This window comes from Acinetobacter sp. yr461, assembly GCF_900110445.1.
Lineage (GTDB): Bacteria > Pseudomonadota > Gammaproteobacteria > Pseudomonadales > Moraxellaceae > Acinetobacter > Acinetobacter calcoaceticus.
On sequence record NZ_FODU01000005.1, the window covers coordinates 70,807 to 90,594 of the forward strand.

Annotated in this window: 21 protein-coding genes; 7 read left to right on the top strand and 14 right to left on the bottom strand. The window is 38.8% G+C overall.

Annotation, left to right across the window (positions count from 1 at the left end; genetic code table 11):
- Nucleotides 1-23: 23 nt before the first annotated feature.
- The 4 genes from BMW38_RS19750 to BMW38_RS09775 form a co-directional block, all read right to left on the bottom strand.
- A complete protein-coding gene (locus tag BMW38_RS19750) occupies nt 24-161 on the bottom strand; it encodes a hypothetical protein (protein WP_003652992.1) in 138 nt (45 codons plus the stop codon).
- A gap of 72 nt (nt 162-233) precedes the next feature.
- Complete coding sequence (gene adk / locus BMW38_RS09765) at nt 234-887, bottom strand: adenylate kinase (RefSeq protein ID WP_092707546.1); 654 nt, start codon at nt 885-887, stop codon at nt 234-236.
- Nucleotides 888-973: 86 nt separating this feature from the next.
- Nucleotides 974-2,287 carry a hypothetical protein gene (locus BMW38_RS09770; RefSeq protein ID WP_092707548.1) on the bottom strand — a complete coding sequence of 438 codons (1,314 nt, stop codon included), beginning with the start codon at nt 2,285-2,287 and terminating at the stop codon, nt 974-976.
- A gap of 59 nt (nt 2,288-2,346) precedes the next feature.
- The gene (locus BMW38_RS09775) at nt 2,347-2,865 is read right to left on the bottom strand and encodes a hypothetical protein (protein WP_092707550.1); all 519 of its coding nucleotides are present in this window, start codon (nt 2,863-2,865) and stop codon (nt 2,347-2,349) included.
- Between the two features lie 235 nt (nt 2,866-3,100).
- Here BMW38_RS09775 and mrdA point away from each other — a divergent pair, with 235 nt between their 5' ends.
- A complete protein-coding gene (gene mrdA / locus BMW38_RS09780) occupies nt 3,101-5,098 on the top strand; it encodes a penicillin-binding protein 2 (RefSeq protein WP_092707552.1) in 1,998 nt (665 codons plus the stop codon).
- Complete coding sequence (rsmD, locus tag BMW38_RS09785; protein ID WP_092707554.1) at nt 5,098-5,643, top strand: 16S rRNA (guanine(966)-N(2))-methyltransferase RsmD; 546 nt, start codon at nt 5,098-5,100, stop codon at nt 5,641-5,643. The genes mrdA and rsmD overlap by 1 nt, the downstream gene beginning before the upstream one ends.
- Before the next feature lie 73 nt (nt 5,644-5,716).
- On the opposite strand, the gene BMW38_RS09790 is transcribed toward rsmD, so the two are convergent.
- The 9 genes from BMW38_RS09790 to BMW38_RS09830 form a co-directional block, all read right to left on the bottom strand.
- A complete protein-coding gene (locus BMW38_RS09790) occupies nt 5,717-6,172 on the bottom strand; it encodes a hypothetical protein (RefSeq protein WP_092707556.1) in 456 nt (151 codons plus the stop codon).
- Nucleotides 6,173-6,229: 57 nt separating this feature from the next.
- Nucleotides 6,230-6,799 carry a HupE/UreJ family protein gene (locus BMW38_RS09795; RefSeq protein ID WP_092707558.1) on the bottom strand — a complete coding sequence of 190 codons (570 nt, stop codon included), beginning with the start codon at nt 6,797-6,799 and terminating at the stop codon, nt 6,230-6,232.
- A gap of 9 nt (nt 6,800-6,808) precedes the next feature.
- Nucleotides 6,809-7,423: an urease accessory protein UreG gene (ureG, locus tag BMW38_RS09800; protein WP_002117800.1), complete on the bottom strand. Its 615-nt coding sequence runs from the start codon at nt 7,421-7,423 to the stop codon at nt 6,809-6,811.
- A 24-nt stretch (nt 7,424-7,447) separates the two neighbouring features.
- Nucleotides 7,448-8,113 (bottom strand): urease accessory protein UreF, encoded by a 666-nt coding sequence (locus BMW38_RS09805; RefSeq protein WP_092707560.1) that lies wholly within the window; start codon nt 8,111-8,113, stop codon nt 7,448-7,450.
- Nucleotides 8,100-8,582, bottom strand: coding sequence for an urease accessory protein UreE (gene ureE, locus BMW38_RS09810; RefSeq protein WP_092707562.1), 483 nt, complete (start codon nt 8,580-8,582; stop codon nt 8,100-8,102). The genes BMW38_RS09805 and ureE overlap by 14 nt, the downstream gene beginning before the upstream one ends.
- Nucleotides 8,583-8,658: 76 nt before the next feature.
- Complete coding sequence (gene ureC / locus BMW38_RS09815; protein ID WP_092707564.1) at nt 8,659-10,359, bottom strand: urease subunit alpha; 1,701 nt, start codon at nt 10,357-10,359, stop codon at nt 8,659-8,661.
- Nucleotides 10,360-10,396: 37 nt separating this feature from the next.
- Nucleotides 10,397-10,705, bottom strand: a complete 309-nt coding sequence (locus BMW38_RS09820) for an urease subunit beta (RefSeq protein WP_003653016.1) — start codon at nt 10,703-10,705, stop codon at nt 10,397-10,399.
- 11 nt (nt 10,706-10,716) lie between these two features.
- A complete protein-coding gene (gene ureA / locus BMW38_RS09825; protein WP_002117495.1) occupies nt 10,717-11,019 on the bottom strand; it encodes an urease subunit gamma in 303 nt (100 codons plus the stop codon).
- Nucleotides 11,020-11,119: 100 nt separating this feature from the next.
- Nucleotides 11,120-11,995, bottom strand: coding sequence for an urease accessory protein UreD (locus BMW38_RS09830; RefSeq protein ID WP_213031136.1), 876 nt, complete (start codon nt 11,993-11,995; stop codon nt 11,120-11,122).
- A 201-nt stretch (nt 11,996-12,196) separates the two neighbouring features.
- Between BMW38_RS09830 and BMW38_RS09835 the strand changes: the two genes are divergently transcribed.
- Entirely contained in the window at nt 12,197-12,520 is a 324-nt protein-coding gene (locus BMW38_RS09835; protein WP_213031137.1) for a hypothetical protein, read from the top strand.
- A gap of 186 nt (nt 12,521-12,706) precedes the next feature.
- Nucleotides 12,707-13,177 carry a copper resistance protein NlpE gene (locus tag BMW38_RS09840; protein ID WP_092707566.1) on the top strand — a complete coding sequence of 157 codons (471 nt, stop codon included), beginning with the start codon at nt 12,707-12,709 and terminating at the stop codon, nt 13,175-13,177.
- Between the two features lie 59 nt (nt 13,178-13,236).
- Here the strand turns inward: BMW38_RS09840 and BMW38_RS09845 are convergent, their stop codons facing one another.
- Nucleotides 13,237-14,841: an isocitrate lyase gene (locus tag BMW38_RS09845; RefSeq protein ID WP_003653024.1), complete on the bottom strand. Its 1,605-nt coding sequence runs from the start codon at nt 14,839-14,841 to the stop codon at nt 13,237-13,239.
- 587 nt (nt 14,842-15,428) lie between these two features.
- Between BMW38_RS09845 and BMW38_RS09850 the strand changes: the two genes are divergently transcribed.
- The 3 genes from BMW38_RS09850 to BMW38_RS09860 all read left to right on the top strand — a co-directional run bounded on the left by BMW38_RS09850 (nt 15,429) and on the right by BMW38_RS09860 (nt 19,759).
- Entirely contained in the window at nt 15,429-16,418 is a 990-nt protein-coding gene (locus BMW38_RS09850) for a LysR family transcriptional regulator (protein WP_003653025.1), read from the top strand.
- A 110-nt stretch (nt 16,419-16,528) separates the two neighbouring features.
- Nucleotides 16,529-17,854, top strand: a complete 1,326-nt coding sequence (locus BMW38_RS09855) for a hemolysin family protein (RefSeq protein ID WP_017391686.1) — start codon at nt 16,529-16,531, stop codon at nt 17,852-17,854.
- A gap of 567 nt (nt 17,855-18,421) precedes the next feature.
- A complete protein-coding gene (locus BMW38_RS09860; RefSeq protein ID WP_005042217.1) occupies nt 18,422-19,759 on the top strand; it encodes a CitMHS family transporter in 1,338 nt (445 codons plus the stop codon).
- Nucleotides 19,760-19,788 lie beyond the last annotated feature (29 nt).

Consider the following 19,788-nt stretch of genomic DNA (forward strand, 5'->3'; position numbering starts at 1 on the left):
ATAGGTAACACACCCAATCAAACTTACTTTAGACGCTTGTTCTGATTACGCTCTTCTTTTGCTTGTTTTTGTACCTGCCTAAGCATTTTATAGCTCTGATAACCCAAAAATATGACGAGTGCCAGACTTAGCAATACCACCAAAATCAATATGATTTTCATATTGTTCTCCTGCACTGAATGAAAGAAAAGAGCCCTCATGATGAGAGCTCCTTGTCACAAATAATATTTTAATTATTTATCTAAAATATTAAATAAGTCTGTTTGTACATCTTCAATTGTACGTAAACCATTAAGCTTGTCATAAGTCGGCGCATTCTCACCAGATGCAGCACGGCTTTGATAGAAACCAACCAATTGCTCAGTTTCTGTATGATAAGAAGCTAAGCGTTTACGGATCGTTTCTTCTTGGTCATCTGGACGTTGAACAAGATCTTCACCAGTTTCATCATCTTTACCTTCCACTTTAGGTGGGTTGTAAACTGTATGATAAACACGGCCAGAAGCTGGATGCTGACGGCGACCAGAAAGACGTTGTACGATTTCTTCATCAGGAACATCAATTTCAATCACGTGATCAATGCTAATCCCTTCTTTTTCCAAAGCTTCAGCTTGTGGAATAGTACGTGGGAAACCATCGAAAATGCAGCCATTTGCACAGTCAGGTTGAGCAATACGTTCTTTTACTAAACCGATAATAAGTTCATCTGAAACCAAACCACCAGATTCCATTACAGTTTTAGCTTTTAGACCTAATTCAGTACCTTCACGAATTGCAGCACGGAGCATATCACCGGTTGAAATTTGTGGGACATTGTAGCGCTTACAGATCAACTGAGCCTGAGTCCCTTTGCCTGCCCCAGGTGGTCCGAGTAAGATAATGCGCATAAAAAACATCCTCATTTAAAACAATGAATGTGAAGCCTGGCAGAAAAAGTCTCATTAATCTTCAATAGATCCTGCCCGACGTCGAATTATAAGAAAGCCACAAACAAATGTATTGTACCAGCAATAAATCCGGTTACCCCACCTAGTACAATAAGAATCCACTCATCCTCCTGAAATGCAGGACGCAATAAATTCTGAAACTCTGTTGGTGTCAGTTCGCGAATACGCTCTTTAAACATTTGAAAAATCTTCTGTGCCCGGCTTGCGTTCAGCGCTGGGTCACATACGGGTCCCATCGTAATTTCAATTGAACGATCAATCAAGTCCGTCTTTAACCTTGCGTACTCTCTTGGCCCTAAAGAAAGCTGTAAAGATGTACGAACTAACGGTGTTTCCATAATTTCGTTAATATGACGCTTCACAATGCGGCGGGTTTTATCTTTACGCGGCCCGTACATCATTTCGGTCATAATCGATTTTAACGTAATCAGATCTTCTGTTACTACGCTTGAAAACACATCAGAGACTTCCTCTTGACGCTTCATGAAAGCACCTTGGAAATTATAGGTCCCAATTCGAAGAACTGGTACAATCCAAGGGAACTTACGATCTTTTGTTAACCTAAAAATCTGTGGGTAACGAATATAATGTGGTTCAAGAGGGTTAAACACCATCCAGATTGCAATCCAGTTCGTTAAAAAACCCCAAATTGAAGCCCAAAACGGGACTGTCCAGTGCCAAGGTACGACAAACCAAACAATCATTTGGAAAATACCAAAGAACATTCCAATTAAAGCGCTAATATGCCAAATAAAGTTGATTTCTTTTTGACCAACCTTTAAGAACATGCGTACCATCAAACGACGATCGCCTTCCATTTGGCTCACCACCATTTCACGCATATTAACCAGTGACTCGACGTTCATGGTCAGCTCAGTCACTAATTCTCTTAACACGCCTGGTAATTGCTTATGCGCCTGAGCATAAATGCGGCGTTTAATTGAATAAGGTAAGTTTTCCCAAAGTACAGCATTCCGATCGATCATGACTTCATCAATCAGATGTTCAAGCTCAAACCCAACTTGTTCACCAATAATACGTGCCATGTCTTCAGGATCCATTGCTTCTAAAAATTCACGCAATGAACCTAATTTAGATAAAGTGTTATCAGTAATAATACCTGAGATACGTCCAGCCTTACGTGGCACAATACCTTGCCAACCTACTGGTAGTGGACCTAAGTGGAAACCCCAAAATTTGATTGGGTAAAACACCATTTTTAAAGCCATCCACACGTGTGCCCATGTAACAAAGGCAGTGACTGGAATAATACTTAAAACGGCCCAAAAATCAGGTCTGTGTAAAAAGGTCTGCCACAATCCGCTGACGTACTCTAACATGTAAGACTCTCGTATTTATTTGTGCTCTGCTTATGGCGAGTTAACAATAAACTGCTTTTTTATAAACCAAAACTTAGAGAATAAGAAAATTGAATTTGTGGTTTAGTATCCGCGGCAACATTTCCATTTTGGTCAGTCAACTTTTCAGCCGCACCAATACCCACACTAAAAGTACTAATTCTTTCTGAATTCAACAATACATAGGCCAAATCGACACCAGCGCCTAAACGGGATTTATAATCACCATCGACCTCTTTACTATCGAGATGCCCAGCATAAAAACCGATATAGTAACCATTTTTATCTGTGCCGGTAAGATAATAAGGATATCGAACCCCGACTTGTCCACCAGCAGTTTTGTCACCATTCAAAAAAGCGCCAACTTTGGCATAGGCAATACCATAAGGGTTTACCCATTCGCCGTTTAGATGTAATAATTTTTGTGTAAAACCAGCACCCACATTCCACGTAGATGCCGTATGTCCTGCTAATTTTGCTTCTGGAAGAAACGAATAGTCTTGAGCATGAGCCCAACTACTTACCGTCAAAACTGCAAGTAAGGGATAAATTTTTCTCATTATTTTCTCCATTTTCCCTAATCGTATGGTGAGAACAACCCTATTCTATTGAATGAGAGACTTTAACAGAATTATTTTGCTTCTTATATACAAGTATCTACAATTTTGTTGTCTGCAAAGTCAAAACGTATCTTATTAAAAGGCAATGAAACTTTGAAAATTATGCAATATTTTAAGCTCTCTTGCGTTAGAATAAGCAGCTATTTTTCTACCCTATGTCATTAAGTCGATCCTTATGAAGCAGCACTTTCCTTTAAAAGATATCCAGCAAGAAAAGCGCATTTATCGAGGACGAATCTTTTTTGCTGTAGGTCTGGTTATCATTTGCTTATTAGTGTTGATTAGCCGATACGCTTACCTACAAATTTTTCACTACGACGAATTCTCAACTGCATCTGACAAAAACCGAATTCGCTTGCAGCCACTTCCACCTGCGCGTGGATATATCTATGACCGAAATGGTGTATTGCTAGCAGACAACTATCCTGTTTTTACAGCAACTTTAAGTAAAACAGATGTGGAAGATGCCGACCATGTTGTTGAGCAGCTACAGCCTATTTTAGATCTAACACAAGAAGATATTGACCGTTTCAAAAGTCGTATAAAAACTGCTCGAAAAACTGAACGTGTCGCGATTAAACTTAATCTAACCGAAGCCAATATTGCCAAGTTTAGTGAAGCTAAATATAAGTTTCCTGGCGTAAGAATCGAAACACAAATGACCCGTTATTACCCACATGGTGAGTTATTTGCTCATGTGATTGGTTATGTAGGGCGTATTAACGACAAAGAATTAAAAAGCATTGATAAAGATTTATATGCTGGAACCAACCTGATTGGAAAGATTGGAGTTGAAAAAAGCTATGAAGATTTGCTACACGGAACACCAGGTTATGAATCTGTTGAAGCAGATGCCCACAGTAACATATTGCGCCATTTAGGTCGCAAAGACCCTACTCGCGGGAATGACCTCTATTTATCTTTAGATTATGGTTTACAAGTCGTTGCATCTCAACAGCTCGCAGGCCGTCGTGGTGCCATTGTAGCGATAGATCCTCGTACTGGCGAAATTCTGGCCTTGGTATCTAGTCCAAGCTTCAACCCTAATTTATTTGTGACTGGCATTAACCATAAGGATTATAGTTCTTTACGTGATAGTTTAGATCAACCGCTTTATAACCGTGCTGTACAAGGTGCATATCCACCAGGTTCCACCATTAAACCAATGGAAGCAATGGGTGGTTTACACTACGGTATTGTAAACTGGTCAACAGCAATTTCTGACCCAGGTTATTTTCACTTACCCGGTGATTCGCATAAATTCCGCGACTGGAAAAAATCTGGTCATGGCATCGTGAACATGCATAAAGCCATCATTATGTCATGTGACACCTATTTTTATATTCTTGCCCATCAAATGGGCATTGATCAAATGAACCAATGGATGCGTCAATTTGGTTTCGGTCAAAAAACAGGTGTCGACTTACCAAGTGAAAGTGAAGGTCTTTATCCAAATCCTGAATGGAAAATGCGTACTCGCAAAGCGAAATGGATGAAAGGTGAAACTATTTCTGTGAGTATTGGTCAAGGTGCTTTTACAGCTACCCCATTACAGCTTGCTATGGCAACCGCAATTACAGCCAATCGTGGTTCTCATGTCACCCCTCACGTTTTACGTGCAACTCATGGTTCAAAACCATTTACCGTGCGTAATGCGCCTGATGGAAAAATCAACTTCAATGGAACGGATGAAGACTGGATTCAAATGCGCGATGCCATGGTTGATGTAATTCAATCAGGTACTGGCCGGGGCATTCGTACATCTCTATATCAAATTGCAGGAAAGACAGGAACTGCGCAGGTTAAAAGTATTGCACAGGGTAAACGTTACAATGAATCAGCCCTGAGCGAACGTCAACTTGACCATGGTTTATTCGTTGGCTTTGCACCAGCGGACAAACCAGAAATTGCAATTGCCGTAATTTGGGAAAATGGTCGTCATGGTGGTTCTGCTGCCCAACTTGCAAAACCTATTTTTGATTATTGGTTATTAACTCGTAAGAAAAACCCGATTCGACCAGCAAACCATCAAGTTAATGGCGGACTGATGACTGCAGGAATTAAACCAGGTGAACTCTCAAGCGGTGGTGAAAATCCAAGTTCTGCTCCAGTAGCAGCAGCTTCAACCCCAGCTGCACCAATTCCTTCTGCAACGAATGAGGTTGATGATTAATGAAAAATCAATTACGCATTATTGGTGGCGAATGGAAAAGAAGAGTACTTCCATTTGCCAGTATCGATGGATTACGTCCAACGCCAGACCGTGTACGTGAAACTTTGTTTAACTGGCTCATGTGGGATATTCAAAATGCGCATGTCCTTGATGTGTGCACAGGCTCTGGCGCATTAGGTTTCGAAGCATTGTCACGTGGCGCTGCATCAGTTTATATGATTGAACCAGACAAGACTCAGGCACGTTTTTTAAAAGATAATGTTGAGCTATTAAAAGCTCAAAACTGTCATTTAATCAATACAACTGCCCAACAAGCTTTACCCCGTTTAAAAGAACAGTTCGATGTTGTGTTTTTAGATCCACCTTATAGTCTAGATTTATGGCAAGAACTCTCGAACTTGGCAGAACCGCATATTAAAAAGAATGGGTATATTTACGTTGAAGCTGACCGAGATTTATCTCAGCTTCACCTTCCTTCAACATGGCAACAAGTTAAAACAACGAAAGCTGGTACAGTACACGCAGGGCTTTATCAGAAAATTTAATCATATAGCATTTTTATGATGAATTAATTTACCGGATCTATTTATTTGAATTAGATTATTCTCATTTTGTATTTCAAAATAAATAGATCGTAAAAAATCGTATGAGTTGACCTCGATCATAAGGAAAACTCGAAATATATTCATAACCAATTTTCAGTCTTGGATTAACACTATAATTAACTCCATATCCAACTGAAATGGATAAGTCTTGAATATTAATATGATTCGTTAAACCATTGATGTTTTTGTTCTGAAGTTGTCCCGTATCATAGGCTGTATAATTATAAATCACCCAACGCTCATTTGAATAAAATTCATTTTTGAGCACATTATAGTTATTAACTTCATCATCATGCTCAATGGCTAACCGCCTTTGTTCCAAGTTTAAATCTGATTGATCTAACAACTGGTCTGAATCTAGTAAAATAGAATCACTTTCTGGTTGAAAAAAATCATAGGCCTGAACATATCCACTATAAAAGATAATGATCGCTGTAAAAACAGTATAAATATTTTTATGCACACACATTTTATTTTGCAAATCCAAAAAGGTAGCTTAAAGCTACCTTTTTTTGCAAGGTTTTAATTAACTTAACCCAATCACTGCAACAACTGCCGCACAGGTGCCAACAATTTTTTTGCCATAAGGCACATATCGTGTAAGTGCAGCACCTAATGCCAATCCACCACAATAAATTAAAGCCATAGCCGCAACCATACCTGTTACTAATGCAACGACATGGCCTGCCTGTGCTAACTCAACACCATGCGCTATACCATGAAAGCTTGCAAGTAATGCCGCAGCGATAGGTAAAACACGATTTGATTTTGTCCACAGTGCAATTGCTGTAACAATCAAAGAAGCAACAATCCCATATTCAGCAACATTTGCAGGTATTAAACCTTGAGCACCGATTAAAAAACCTACAATAAGGGTAATACTCAAAGTAATGACACCTGCAACTTTCCATTGCTTAGCTGCTGACCAGAGTAAAACACCGAAAGCTAAGGCCATCACTAAATGATCTAAACCAGTAAATGGATGAATAAAACCTGCCATAAAACCCGAATGTTCATGGTCATGTCCAGGGTGTGCCATTACAAGTGTAGGTAGCAATGCAAGGAGCCCTATGCCCCATTTTTTTATGAAGTCCATAATCTCTCCTTAAGCTTTAAACAGCCCTTGTTTCTCGATAAATTGAATAATTTCTTCAAGACCGTCTTGTGTTTTCATATTTGAAAATAAGAATGGTTTTTCGCCGCGCATGCGTTTCGCATCTTGATCCATCACATCAAGATTTGCACCGACCATTGGCGCAAGGTCAGTTTTATTAATAATGAGTAAATCTGATTTGGTAATGCCAGGCCCACCCTTACGTGGAATTTTTTCGCCACCGGCAACATCAATTACATATAACGTTAAATCAGAAAGTTCGGGGCTAAATGTTGCCGCTAAATTATCACCACCACTTTCAATAATAATGAGTTCTAAGCCTTCGAATTTTTCGCACAAATCATCAATTGCAGCCAAGTTAATTGAAGCATCTTCGCGAATTGCTGTATGTGGGCAACCACCTGTTTCCACACCCACAATACGATCTGGCGACATTGCTTCGTTACGGGTTAAAAAATTTGAATCTTCTTTGGTATAAATATCATTCGTTACCACAGCCATGTTGTATTTATTACGCAAGGCTAAACATAAATTAAGAGTAAGCGCAGTTTTACCCGAACCCACCGGCCCGCCAATTCCAACTCGTAATGGACTACGTTCTGTCATGATTTTTATCCTTCTTTCCTAAACTTAAGATCTGAATAACCGTGAATATTGTGTTTCGTGCTTCATGCTCAGCATGGCATAACGAGGTAAAGCGCTGCTCAATTGCTCATCATTAAGTTTTAAGGCTTTCTCTATCGCCTGTGGCACCAAACCATGTAAATGCCATAAAATTCTTTGTCCAGCCATTTGCCCTAACGGTACGGTTTTTACCGCAGCCAGAACCTGATTTTCTAGAACAGTAAAGGTATAAGCTGTGAGCACATCAACGTCTTTAAGCTCAAGTCGACCGCAGAGCTGTGCATAGACAGGCACAAAACCAAACTGCTTTTTAACCTCAACAGATTTTTTTAAAACATCTCTAATCCATGCATTTAAAGAAAATGCTAGCTGCTGAGATTCCGCTAAAAGCTCTTTGCTTTCTCGACTTGCTCTATATAAATGTGCCCAAACCAGAAACTGATCTTGGTCATCATGATGTTGCATGAGACGTTTCAGTACTGGCAGTTCAAACCGTATTAACAGCATTTCAAGCACTTCTTCGAAATAAGCAATTGCCGATATTTCATCGTGTATTAAGCCAATATCAATGGCTGTTTCTACACCTTGTGAATAACAATATGCTCCGACTGGCAATGCCGTAGAAGACAGTGTCAGTAATTGAAGTAATTGCGCCGCGTTATGAATGGACATGGTGCAAAGCTTTGATTGGGCTTAAGCGATGATCATGGCTATGCTGTGCATAGGCACCGCTTTCAGGTTCAAACGGATGATCAATCTCTGTCACTTTCAGACCTAAGCCCTCTACCATTTCTGCAAGTACATGATCAGGCTCAAAATATAAAGCAGTAGGTGTAAGCATTAATGGCACATGTCGATTACCTAGATGATAGGCAGCTTTAAGCAAATCAAAATCGGTTGCAGCGCTAACTTGCATTAAACGTTCAGGCTTAGCATCAACACGTAGTACATCACCTTGTTGAGTTGCAATATATGAACCACTACGCAAAATACCAGTACGTGGTAAATCGGCACCAATATCTATGCCACTCGCTAAAGCCGCTCGAAACCGTGATTTTTGGCGGGTATCAAAAGTCAGTTCAACCGTTTCAAATGTCTGATCAGAAGAAATGTGTTCAAGGCGTTGAGTATAGATTTTCATTTAGCTTCTCTCTCCTTATTTATTTCATTCATATCTATAAATATAGCAATGAGGTGAATCACCTCTATAAAACTCATCAAAACAAGAAATAACGCTGAGCCATTGGCAATACTTCAGCAGGTTCACATGTTAATAATTCACCATCCGCTCTCACCTCGTAAGTCTCGGGATGTACATGCATGACAGGACAATATGTGTTGTGTTTCATATCGGTTTTGCTAATCGCACGCGTATTTTTACATGGGCTAATTAACTTTTTAAGGTCTAATCTCTCAGCAACTTTTTCATCAATCGCTGCTTGAGATAAAAAGGTAATACAAGTGTTGTGCACACCACGTGGATAAGCACCAAACATTGGACGATAATGCACTGGTTGAGGTGTCGGAATTGAAGCATTAATGTCACCCATCGGTGCTGCTGCAATCATGCCACCTTTAATAATCATAGATGGCTTCACCCCAAAAAAGGCAGGTTTCCACAACACCAAATCAGCAAGTTTTCCGACTTCAATCGAACCTATTTCATGGCTTAGGCCATGGGTAATTGCTGGGTTAATTGTATATTTGGCAATGTAGCGTTTAACGCGATTGTTATCATGGAACTCATTGTCACCCTCTAGAGGACCACGTTGAATTTTCATTTTATGGGCAGTTTGCCAAGTACGTAAAATCACTTCCCCCACACGCCCCATTGCCTGAGAGTCCGATGACATCATGGCAATTGCGCCTAAGTCTTGCAGAATATCTTCGGCTGCAATCGTTTCACGGCGAATACGACTTTCTGCAAAAGCGATATCTTCAGCAATTGCTGGGTCTAGATGATGGCAAACCATGAGCATATCTAAATGCTCATCGATGGTATTGATTGTATAAGGTCGCGTTGGATTAGTAGAAGACGGCAAAACATTACTTTGCCCAATTGCTTTTAAAATATCGGGTGCATGTCCACCGCCCGCACCTTCGGTATGGTAGGTATGAATCGTACGATTTTTAAATGCGGCTAGAGTCTCTTCTAAAAAACCACTTTCATTTAAAGTATCTGTATGAATCGCCACCTGCACATCAAACTCGTCTGCCACGCTCAAGCAGTTATCAATGGCTGCTGGTGTTGAACCCCAATCTTCATGCAGCTTTAAGCCAATCACCCCAGCTTTAATTTGCTCTCGAATTGGGTCTGGTAAACTTAAATTACCTTTGCCTAATAGACCAATATTCATCGGCAAATCATCAATCGCCTGTAACATGGTCGCAATATGCCAAGGCCCTGGAGTCACTGTCGTTGCCGAAGTTCCGGCTGCTGGTCCTGTACCGCCACCGACCATTGTTGTTGTCCCTGACATTAGCGCAGTTTCAACTTGTTGAGGACAAATCCAGTGAATGTGAGTATCAATACCGCCTGCTGTTAAAATTTGCCCTTCACCTGCAATCACTTCTGTTGCAGCTCCTAAAGGAATCATAATGTCTGGTTGAATATCAGGGTTTCCAGCTTTTCCTATTTTCCAAATTCGGCCATTTTTTAAGCCCACGTCAGCTTTAACAATTCCCCACCAATCCACAATTAAAGCATTCGTAATGACGGTGTCAGCAACTTCATCAGCTAAAAGTTGGGATTGCCCCATCCCATCACGAATGACTTTTCCGCCGCCAAATTTAACTTCTTCACCATATGTCGTTAAATCTTGCTCAACTTCAATAAAGAGCTCTGTATCAGCCAAGCGAATACGATCACCCACTGTTGGACCAAACATCTCAGCATATGCACGACGTGACATTTTCATAACTTAATACTCATCTCTTTCATTATCGTTGTTATGTCTAATCCAACTTGCCCATGACGCGGCCTGCGAAACCATATACTTCTCGCTTACCCGCTAAAGCAACAAGCTCAACTTCCCGAGTTTGTCCCGGTTCAAAACGAATTGCTGTACCAGCCGCAATATTCAATCGGAAGCCTTTCGCCATTTCACGATCAAACTGTAGTGCATCATTTGCTTCATAAAAATGAAAATGTGAACCCACTTGAATAGGTCGATCACCAATATTAGCCACTACAACTTTTAAAGTTTGCCGTCCAACATTCAGCTCAATATCAGCATCTGGAGTAATGATTTCACCGGGGATCATAAGCGTTCCTTTTATACGATTGGCTGATGGACTGTGACTAATTTCGAGCCATCTGGAAAAGTTGCCTCGACCTGAACCTCAGCAATCATTTCTGGCACACCATCCATCACATCTTCGCGCTTTAATAAAGTAGTGCCGTAATGCATCAAATCACTGACTGTCATACCGTCTCGTGCACCTTCAAGTAAAGCAGCTGAAATAAAAGCAATAGCTTCTGGATAATTCAGTTTCAAACCACGTGCTTTACGACGCTCAGCCACTAAACCTGCAGTAAAAATGAGTAACTTATCTTTTTCTGTTGGATTGAGTTCCATTTCTCTTTCCTAAATTGCATTTATATTCTTTAAGCAAAATACGTGCTCAAAAGTAGCATACTTGTTTTAAATGTTTTTTAAATACGCAATTTAACGTAACTTAAGTTTTCCAGATTCTCGGGAATTCTTCACCTAAATCAAACCAATAACGTCTTAATCTTGCTCGTATAGCAGCAAAAGCATCATGACAATGTCGGACATCATTTCCTAGAAAACGAGCCGAAACCACATCATCCAATAATGTTAATGTGACAGGTGCTTGCATACGCATCATCAATTCACGAATGAGTTCTAACTGCTGTTCTAAATAAAAAGCTGAGCGATACTTCTCGGGAGCGACTGCCCAAAAGCTTCCCATCACGGCTTGATTGTTCATACCTAAACATGAACTAAGCCAACGATCTTCTCCTTCAAAATACAATGTATCTGCAACCAACAATTTATTTTCGCGCCACAATTTAAACTGGTTGTAATAACTCCCTTGAACAAAGCGCTCAGCACGTGCCTGTCGCCCAAGTACCAACATATCCCATCCAATAAAACTTGCAGCATTATCAAGATGAATATGAGTTTCTGAATGCGCTAAAGCCCCATCAAAAAGCATCGTTTCTTGTGGAACCCACTCTAAAATAGACTGATCTTTCACATGCAAATGAATATGCTGAAAAGCTTGTTTCCCATTGGTTTTGTACCATTTCCCCGCTCCGGGAGTAGTCACTACTGCATGGGCTTGATCTTTGGTTTCAATTTCAAAAGTAAGATGATCTCCTCCTGCAATTCCTGCTGGTGGATGTACAATAATCGCATGGCATACACCTGTTCTTTCAGGCCAGAGCATTTTTTGCACCCTAACAGGGCCATTATGCTTTCTATGACTCATTATGGTGCGTGAATTTTCAAAACAAAAACCGAGCTCGAGTTGTGCATACCAAAATGGTGCTGAAGAGTTTTTTGGAAACGGTTGTGCCTGATTCATTCTGGTTCATATGTTCAAAATAAGTGCTTAAACTTATAAGCAAAATACGCACCAAATATGAAAATAAACCCAATGATAAAATTAGATACAATTTTTCGATTTTAATGAGTTAAAAAATCATCAATGTCTAACATAAAACCACAGTAACTTATGGAATTGTTTATACAATAGCGCCCACCGTTGCTTCCATACTTGCTCTCCATGAAACTTTTGTTCGTGTTAACCCCACTTGTCTTTTTAACTGGGTGTATTTTTGGCCAATCTAGTGAGGTCAAACGTGCAGAAAAGATCCTGCACAATTTCGAATGTAAAAATGTTGAGACAAGCCAGCTTGCAACAAGCTCAATTAATTCTTACTACCAGCAATCTTTAGCGGTAAGCAAAGAAAAAGCAACTTCATACGTAGAGAGCTACAAAAATGGTGAAGAATTATTCGACATGCCGCTGGATGAAGTTTTAAAGCAACAATACCAACTCTATAAATCAGCATGTGACTCCTTAGGTGGAGTTTCTGCGCAACAGTAACTTATAAAGTATTCATTAAATCGTTTTAGTGAATACCTCCTTTTTATTTTTGTTTTAATAATTATTCAAAATTTACTCACTTTACCTTTTGTTAAAATTAAATTACATACTTAAACTTTTATTAAGCTCTCATATTTCATAGCCTATTTATTGCTTTTTTATTTATTTTCCGAGGTTTAGATCATCATGAAAAAAACATTATTATCAGTTGCACTTGTAAGTGCCCTTCTTGTTGCTTGTAGCAAAAATGAAAATAAAGCTGACACAACAGCACAAGCTTCTGCTCCGGCACAAACTACTGAAGCTAATAACAATGTAGTAGATACCGCTCATACAGCTGAAAACTCACTAGATTGGGATGGTACATATAAAGGCACTCTTCCATGTGCAGACTGTGAAGGTATTAAAACTGAGTTAGAGTTAAAAGATGATAAAACTTATGAATTGACTGAAACTTATCTTGGCAAAGGTGATAAAAATCCATTTGAAACACATGGTACGTTTACTTTTGATAAAGATAATACCTCTGTAATTACCTTAGATGACAAAGGACAAAATCGTAAATTCTTCATTGGTGAAAATACGGCAACTGCTTTAGATATGGATGGTAAGAAAGTTGAAGGTTCTTTAGCTGAACACTACGTATTGAAAAAATAATTATTTATTAATGATAAAAAAACCCGCTCATTTGAGCGGGTTTTTTTTGAAATCAATTCTTAGTGTGCAGCGAATTGGTTCATTGTGTTTTTAGCATCGTCATGCGCTTTAAGTGCATTGTCACCAGAGAAGATTTCTTTGTGATCATCACCGATGTCAGAACCCGCCATTGCTTGGTGTTTCACACAAGCGATACCACCACGGATTTCTTTACGTTGTACGCCAGCAACATAAGCCAACATACCTTCAGAACCGAAGTAACCTTGTGCAAGCTCATGTGTAGAAAGAGCAGCAGTGTGGTAAGTCGGAAGTGTGATCAAGTGGTGGAACACACCCGCCTCACGAGAAGCATCTGCTTGGAATGTACGGATCTTAGCGTCTGCATCAGCAGCTAATTCAGTAGCATCATACTCAGCGCTCATTAATTTAGCACGGTCGTAAGCAGAAACGTCTTTACCTTCAGCAACCCAACGATCGTAAGCTTGTTGACGGAAGTTTAAAGTCCAGTTGAATGATGGGCTGTTGTTATAAACAAGCTTCGCATTTGGAACAACTTCTTTAACACGGTTAACCATGTGAGCGATTTCTTCTACGTTTGGAGTGGCAGTTTCAATCCAAAGAAGGTCAGCACCATTTTGAAGGCTAGATACACAGTCAAGTACAACACGGTCAATTTGTGTGTCAGCACGGAACTGATATAAACCAGAAGGTAAACGCTTAGGACGGTGTAATTTACCATCACGTTTGATCAAGATTTCGTCTTCTTGAGCATCAGCAATGTCAATTTCAACAGTGTCTAAGAAACCGATGTATTGAGAAGCAATGTCACCTGGCTCTTTAACCACTGGGATTTTTTGAGTCAAGTCAGCGCCTTCAGAGTCAGTACGCGCAACGATGATACCGTCATCAAGACCCATTTCTAAGAATGCATAACGTAATGCATGGATTTTAGAGATGAAATCTTCATGTGGAACAGTTACTTTACCAGCTTGGTGACCACATTGCTTAGCATCAGATACTTGGTTTTCGATTTGAAGCGCACAAGCACCAGCTTCGATCATTTTACGAGCAAGCAAGTAAGTCGCTTCTTCGTTACCGAAACCAGCATCGATGTCAGCAATAATTGGCACAATGTGAGTTTGGAAACCGTCGATTTGAGCAGTGATTTCAGCAGCTTTAGCAGTATCACCAGCTTCGTTTGCTTTTTTAAGCGCACGGAATAAATCGTTTAATTCTTTTGCGTCAGCTTGACGTAAGAAAGTGTAGATTTCTTCGATTAATGCAGGTACTGAAGTTTTTTCGTGCATAGATTGGTCAGGAAGTGGACCAAATTCTGAACGAAGAGCAGCAACCATCCAACCAGAAAGGTAGATATAGCGACGTTCAGTAGTACCGAAGTATTTTTTGTTCGCAATCATTTTTTGTTGTGCGATAAAACCGTGCCAGCAACCTAATGATTGAGTGTATTTGCTAGAGTCAGCATCATAAGCAGCCATATCACGACGCATAATCGCAGCTGTATATTTAGCAATGTCTAAACCAGTTTTGAATTGGTTTTGCATTTGCATACGTGCAGCATCTTCTGGGCTAATATCGCGCCAAGTGCTACCGAATTTTGCTTTTAGTTCGCGGATTGCATCAATCGCTGTTTGATATGTAGTCATGATATTGTCCTGTATTCATTTTAGGATTTCATCGATTGAAGCCTAGAGTCATGTACTTAAATTTCTTATGACACCAGCTGCTTCTTCATGAACACAGCTTAGACTTAGCCAATCAATTAATCCAATATCCTTTATTAATCTTCAGTATTTATTTAAAAAATATACCGATAAATCGATATTATAGATAAAACCAAAAACATTAACACTTTGTTTATAAAAATAAAATTATTCTAAAGGAGTATAGAGTTTTATTCTAAAAACTTAGTAAGTCTTATTTTTATACAATTTTTGAAGTTTTTCCACCCATTTTTAACCTTAAAAGTCAATTGTAAATTAGGCTATTTTTGCCAATGTAAAAAGTCAATTTCCATGCTAGAAAGTAATAAGTTATATATAAATATATTCTATTTGTCACCTTCATACTTAAAAATGTAGCAAAGATAATAAAATCGAGCCTTTGAAGTACTTTTTACCCCTACTTAATTCCTACAAAAAATGTCGTTTTTCTCATCATTTTTTCACACAATAGTTATTAGATATGGCATAATTTGAAACAATTTCAGGGTTTTATTTTCGGTATTTTTTTTATGAATCTGGAGCGAGTAGATCTTAATCTATTAATATATCTTGATGTACTTCTTCGTGAAAAAAATGTTACGCGCGCGGCCGAACAGCTTGGGGTAACTCAGCCTGCAATGAGTAATATTTTACGTCGCTTACGTAATTTATTTAATGACCCTCTTCTTATCCGTTCTTCTGAAGGGATGACTCCAACAGAACGTGCTCTTGAATTACAACCTCGTATTCGCGATGCGCTTGCTGATCTCTCCATGATTTTGGAACCCCGTACCGAATTCCGCCCTTATACAAGTAATCGTGTTTTCCGCATTATGACATCGGACTATGCCGAGGCAACCTTAGTTCCTCGTCTTGTTAAAGCGCTCCGCTCTGAAGCTCCAAACGTTGTTCTTGATTTTCTTACACCAAGTGATGTGTCCTATAGAGACATGGAACAAGGTAAAGTTGATCTCGCAATTAATAGATTTAATGAAATACCGCAAAGTTTCCATCAGGTTCTAGTTTGGCGTGATAGTTTCAGTTGTATTCTTAACGACAAACACCCTGCTGTAACTCATTTAAATTTAAAAAGCTATTTAGATGCACAACATATCTGGGTTTCTAAAACAGGTATGGGGGTCGGTTTTGGCGTAAACCCTGATAAACAAGGTGGTTTAGGCTGGATTGATCAGGCATTAGAACGTATTGGTCAACGTCGTAAAATTTCTGTATTTACTCGCCACTACCAAATGCCAGCTTTACTTGCTCAAAACGTAGACCTTATTGCTACTTTACCAACACGGATGGCACGTCTACAAACACAGAACCCTAAACTGGTTATAAAGGATCCTCCTTTTTATATTCCAGAGTTCGAACTTAAAATGGCTTGGTGCCCGTTGTTACATCATCACCCTGCTCATCGCTGGTTGCGCCAACTTATCTTATTTGTTGCTCGTCAAATGATTGAAGAGGAAAACCGTGAATTTCTAACCAATAATTCACAATTTTCTCACTATTAAATAAATTTTAATTTAATTGTCGATTTCAGGCGCTGAGCAATCAATCTGATTACCTCAGCGCTTTTTTATGTTAAAACATAGTCATAATAATGATGAATCTCAGGTGATTTGTGAGTCTCTTTCAAAATATCATTATCATCGTACTGCTTATCATCGGAGCAGGCTTTTTATCTTTAACTGAAATTGCACTCGCTGGTGCCAGAAAAGTTAAGTTAAAAATTCTAGCCGAAGCTGGTGAAGAACGCGCTCAACAAGTACTAGATTTACAAGAACAATCTGCTGACTTTTTTGCAGCCTCTCAAATTGGCCTGAATGCAGTTGCGATTTTAGGCGGTATTTTGGGTGAAGCTGCTTTTCGTCCTTATTTCGTGACTTTAGTTGACCGTTTCTACGCAGGTCCTTGGACACAAACGATTGGTTTTGCCCTATCCTTTACTTTAGTGACATCACTCTTTATTTTATTTGCCGATCTTATGCCAAAACGTTTGGCAATGATTGCACCCGAAAAAATTGCAATTAGTGTTATTAATCCAATTCAGGTTTTTATTAAGGTTTGTAAACCTCTAGCTTGGGGAATTAACGCAATTGCCAACCTGCTATTCCGTTTATTTAAAGTGAATACAACGCGAGAAGACAACATTACTTTTGATGATATTTCAGCTGTAATGGATGCGGGTGCTCAAGCAGGCGTACTGCAAAAACAAGAACATCACTTTATCGAGAATGTTTTTGAATTAGAAGAACGCAACGTACCTTCCAGCATGACAACACGTGAAAATGTTGTTTATTTCACCTTAAATGAACATGAAGATAGCATTCGTCAAAAATTAGCAGAGTATCCTTATTCAAAATTTTTGGTATGTAATGAAAATATTGATCAGGTCATTGGTTACGTCGATGCCAAAGACTTTCTTGTTCGTATTTTAAACAACCAATCCCCAACGCAATTGAATGAAACAACCATTCGTACCGTCCTGATGATTCCGGACACCCTAACCCTATCAGAATTACTTGACCGCTTCCGCTCTACAAAAGAAAAGTTTGCGGTTGTTATAAATGAATATGCGCTTGTTGTAGGGGTTATTACCTTAAGCGATATCATGATTACGGTTATGGGAGACTGGGTAACCCCAATTGAGGAAGATCAACAAATCATTAAACGTGATAATAACTCATGGTTAATTGATGGCAGCACACCAATTGATGACCTAAGACACGCACTTGAAATTGATGAAATGCCTGATGAAGAAAATTATGAAACATTAGCAGGCTTCATGATGTACCGCCTACGTAAAATTCCACGTCCAGCAGATTTTGTAGAATTCGGTGGATACAAGTTTGAAGTAGTCGATGTCGATCATTTTAAAATTGACCAACTCCTTGTAACTCGAATTTTAGAACAAAGCGAAGTACATTCATCAATTGATGAAAACTGATTTATATTAATTTAAATACCTCACAATTTTTGTGGGGTATTTTTTAATCTAAATAAATTTTTCAAATATATGTAATAATTATTTTAGATTCATAAATTCAATTTGCTCTTTTAATTTAAAAGCAATATTATTTAAATTATCACTTATATTAAATCTTAAACACTGAAAAATAATAGAATAATCTACATATCTTAATCAACATGAAGCGATTAGGTCCCCATTTACATTGCCATCAAACTTATGTAACTTAGCTCAAAGCAAGTCTTTAAATGGTTCTTCTTCTCATTTCACCCATCAAATCATATATAATTTAAAAAAATATCATATAATTTTTATTTTTATAAAACCTTTATACTGCATTATAATGACTTACATTTATTATATGCTTACTATAACCCTATTATATATGTTCAGTATTTCGCCTGAATATACCTCTCCAACTGAATATATATTAACCAAATAAACTAAATATATTATTTGTCTTTTTAATAAAAATTAATAAGAATAACCAAGGTCAGAGTTTTGAATAAACTTGTTCAGTAAAACTATAGGCAAAGGATTGATTGTATGCTGACATTACTTGGTGTTGGCATGATTTTGTGCTTCATGTACTTAATCATGTCCAAACGTTTAAGCCCTATTATTGCTTTAATTCTCATCCCATTTATTTTTTCTCTTATTGCTTGGGGCCTAGGTCACTACTTTGAAAGTTTGAGTCACATTGAACTCAAAGGTCTCAGTGAGATGATGCTTGAAGGCATCAAAAAATTAGCGCCAACCGGCGTAATGCTTTTATTTGCAATTTTATATTTTGCCTTAATGATCGATGCAGGTCTTTTCGATCCACCGGTTAAATGGATTTTGAAAAAGGTTAAAGGTGATCCTTTAAAAATCACAATGGGAACCGTGTTTTTAACCACAATGGTTTCTTTAGATGGTGACGGCTCAACAACGTATATGATTTGTGTGGCTGCAATGTTGCCACTTTATCAACGCTTAGGAATGAATACGCTCATCATGACTGCACTTATGCTGTTATGTAGCGGTGTAATGAACCTAACACCATGGGGTGGCCCTACAGCTCGTGCTGCAAGCGCCCTGCAAATTGATCCAAGCCACATTTTCGTACCAATGATTATCCCTATGGTCATTAGTATTGGTTGGTTATTTTTCTTGGCGTACTTATATGGTCGTTACGAGCAAAAACGTTTAGGCGTTATTGAGCTTGAAACTCACCATGGCGACAATATTACTGTATCGAAAGATCCTGAAGCGACTCGCCCACATTTACGCAAAGTAAATATGGTGCTTACCATCCTTCTTATGATTGCTTTGATCAAAGGCATTTTGCCTATGTCTGTGTTGTTCATGATAGCATTCTGTATCGCAATGCTCATTAACTACCCAGATGTTGATATGCAGAAAAAGCGTATCGCAATGCATGCAGATAGTGTCTTAGCTGTTGTGGGCTTAATTTTTGCAGCAGGTATTTTCACAGGAATTTTATCTGGTACAGGTATGGTTGAGGCGATGTCTAAAGAGTTCGTCGCAATGATTCCGCCAAGCATGGGTCCATATCTTGCACCAATCACTGCTTTAGTGAGTATGCCGTTGACATTCTTTATGTCAAATGATGCTTTCTTCTATGGTGTTTTACCAATTCTTGCTGAAGCTGCTTCACATTATGGTATTAGTGCAGAAGCGATTGCTCGTGCTTCAATTGTAGGCCAACCTGTACACTTACTTTCACCACTTGTTCCATCTACCTATTTGTTATGTGGTCTTGCTAAAGTCGATTTTGCCGACCATCAAAAGTTCACTTTAAAGTGGGCATTCATAACTTGTCTGGTATTAATGGGTACTGCTTTAGTGATTGGTGTTTTCCCACTCTTTAGCACGCTTTAATTATTCATATGCAATAAAAAAAGCCCCAA

Coding starts and splice junctions, on each gene's coding strand:
- ureG (WP_002117800.1), bottom strand. CDS start 7,423: ATGACAGAACGTAGTCCATTACGAGTTGGAATTGGCGGGCCGGTGGGT.
- BMW38_RS09770 (WP_092707548.1), bottom strand. CDS start 2,287: ATGTTAGAGTACGTCAGCGGATTGTGGCAGACCTTTTTACACAGACCT.
- BMW38_RS09820 (WP_003653016.1), bottom strand. CDS start 10,705: ATGATCCCCGGTGAAATCATTACTCCAGATGCTGATATTGAGCTGAAT.
- BMW38_RS09805 (WP_092707560.1), bottom strand. CDS start 8,113: ATGTCCATTCATAACGCGGCGCAATTACTTCAATTACTGACACTGTCT.
- mrdA (WP_092707552.1), top strand. CDS start 3,101: ATGAAGCAGCACTTTCCTTTAAAAGATATCCAGCAAGAAAAGCGCATT.
- BMW38_RS09860 (WP_005042217.1), top strand. CDS start 18,422: ATGCTGACATTACTTGGTGTTGGCATGATTTTGTGCTTCATGTACTTA.
- ureE (WP_092707562.1), bottom strand. CDS start 8,582: ATGAAAATCTATACTCAACGCCTTGAACACATTTCTTCTGATCAGACA.
- BMW38_RS09790 (WP_092707556.1), bottom strand. CDS start 6,172: ATGTGTGTGCATAAAAATATTTATACTGTTTTTACAGCGATCATTATC.
- BMW38_RS09840 (WP_092707566.1), top strand. CDS start 12,707: ATGAAAAAAACATTATTATCAGTTGCACTTGTAAGTGCCCTTCTTGTT.
- BMW38_RS09835 (WP_213031137.1), top strand. CDS start 12,197: ATGAAACTTTTGTTCGTGTTAACCCCACTTGTCTTTTTAACTGGGTGT.
- BMW38_RS19750 (WP_003652992.1), bottom strand. CDS start 161: ATGAAAATCATATTGATTTTGGTGGTATTGCTAAGTCTGGCACTCGTC.
- BMW38_RS09830 (WP_213031136.1), bottom strand. CDS start 11,995: ATGAATCAGGCACAACCGTTTCCAAAAAACTCTTCAGCACCATTTTGG.
- BMW38_RS09775 (WP_092707550.1), bottom strand. CDS start 2,865: ATGAGAAAAATTTATCCCTTACTTGCAGTTTTGACGGTAAGTAGTTGG.
- adk (WP_092707546.1), bottom strand. CDS start 887: ATGCGCATTATCTTACTCGGACCACCTGGGGCAGGCAAAGGGACTCAG.
- ureA (WP_002117495.1), bottom strand. CDS start 11,019: ATGGAACTCAATCCAACAGAAAAAGATAAGTTACTCATTTTTACTGCA.
- BMW38_RS09845 (WP_003653024.1), bottom strand. CDS start 14,841: ATGACTACATATCAAACAGCGATTGATGCAATCCGCGAACTAAAAGCA.
- BMW38_RS09850 (WP_003653025.1), top strand. CDS start 15,429: ATGAATCTGGAGCGAGTAGATCTTAATCTATTAATATATCTTGATGTA.
- BMW38_RS09795 (WP_092707558.1), bottom strand. CDS start 6,799: ATGGACTTCATAAAAAAATGGGGCATAGGGCTCCTTGCATTGCTACCT.
- ureC (WP_092707564.1), bottom strand. CDS start 10,359: ATGAAAATGTCACGTCGTGCATATGCTGAGATGTTTGGTCCAACAGTG.
- rsmD (WP_092707554.1), top strand. CDS start 5,098: ATGAAAAATCAATTACGCATTATTGGTGGCGAATGGAAAAGAAGAGTA.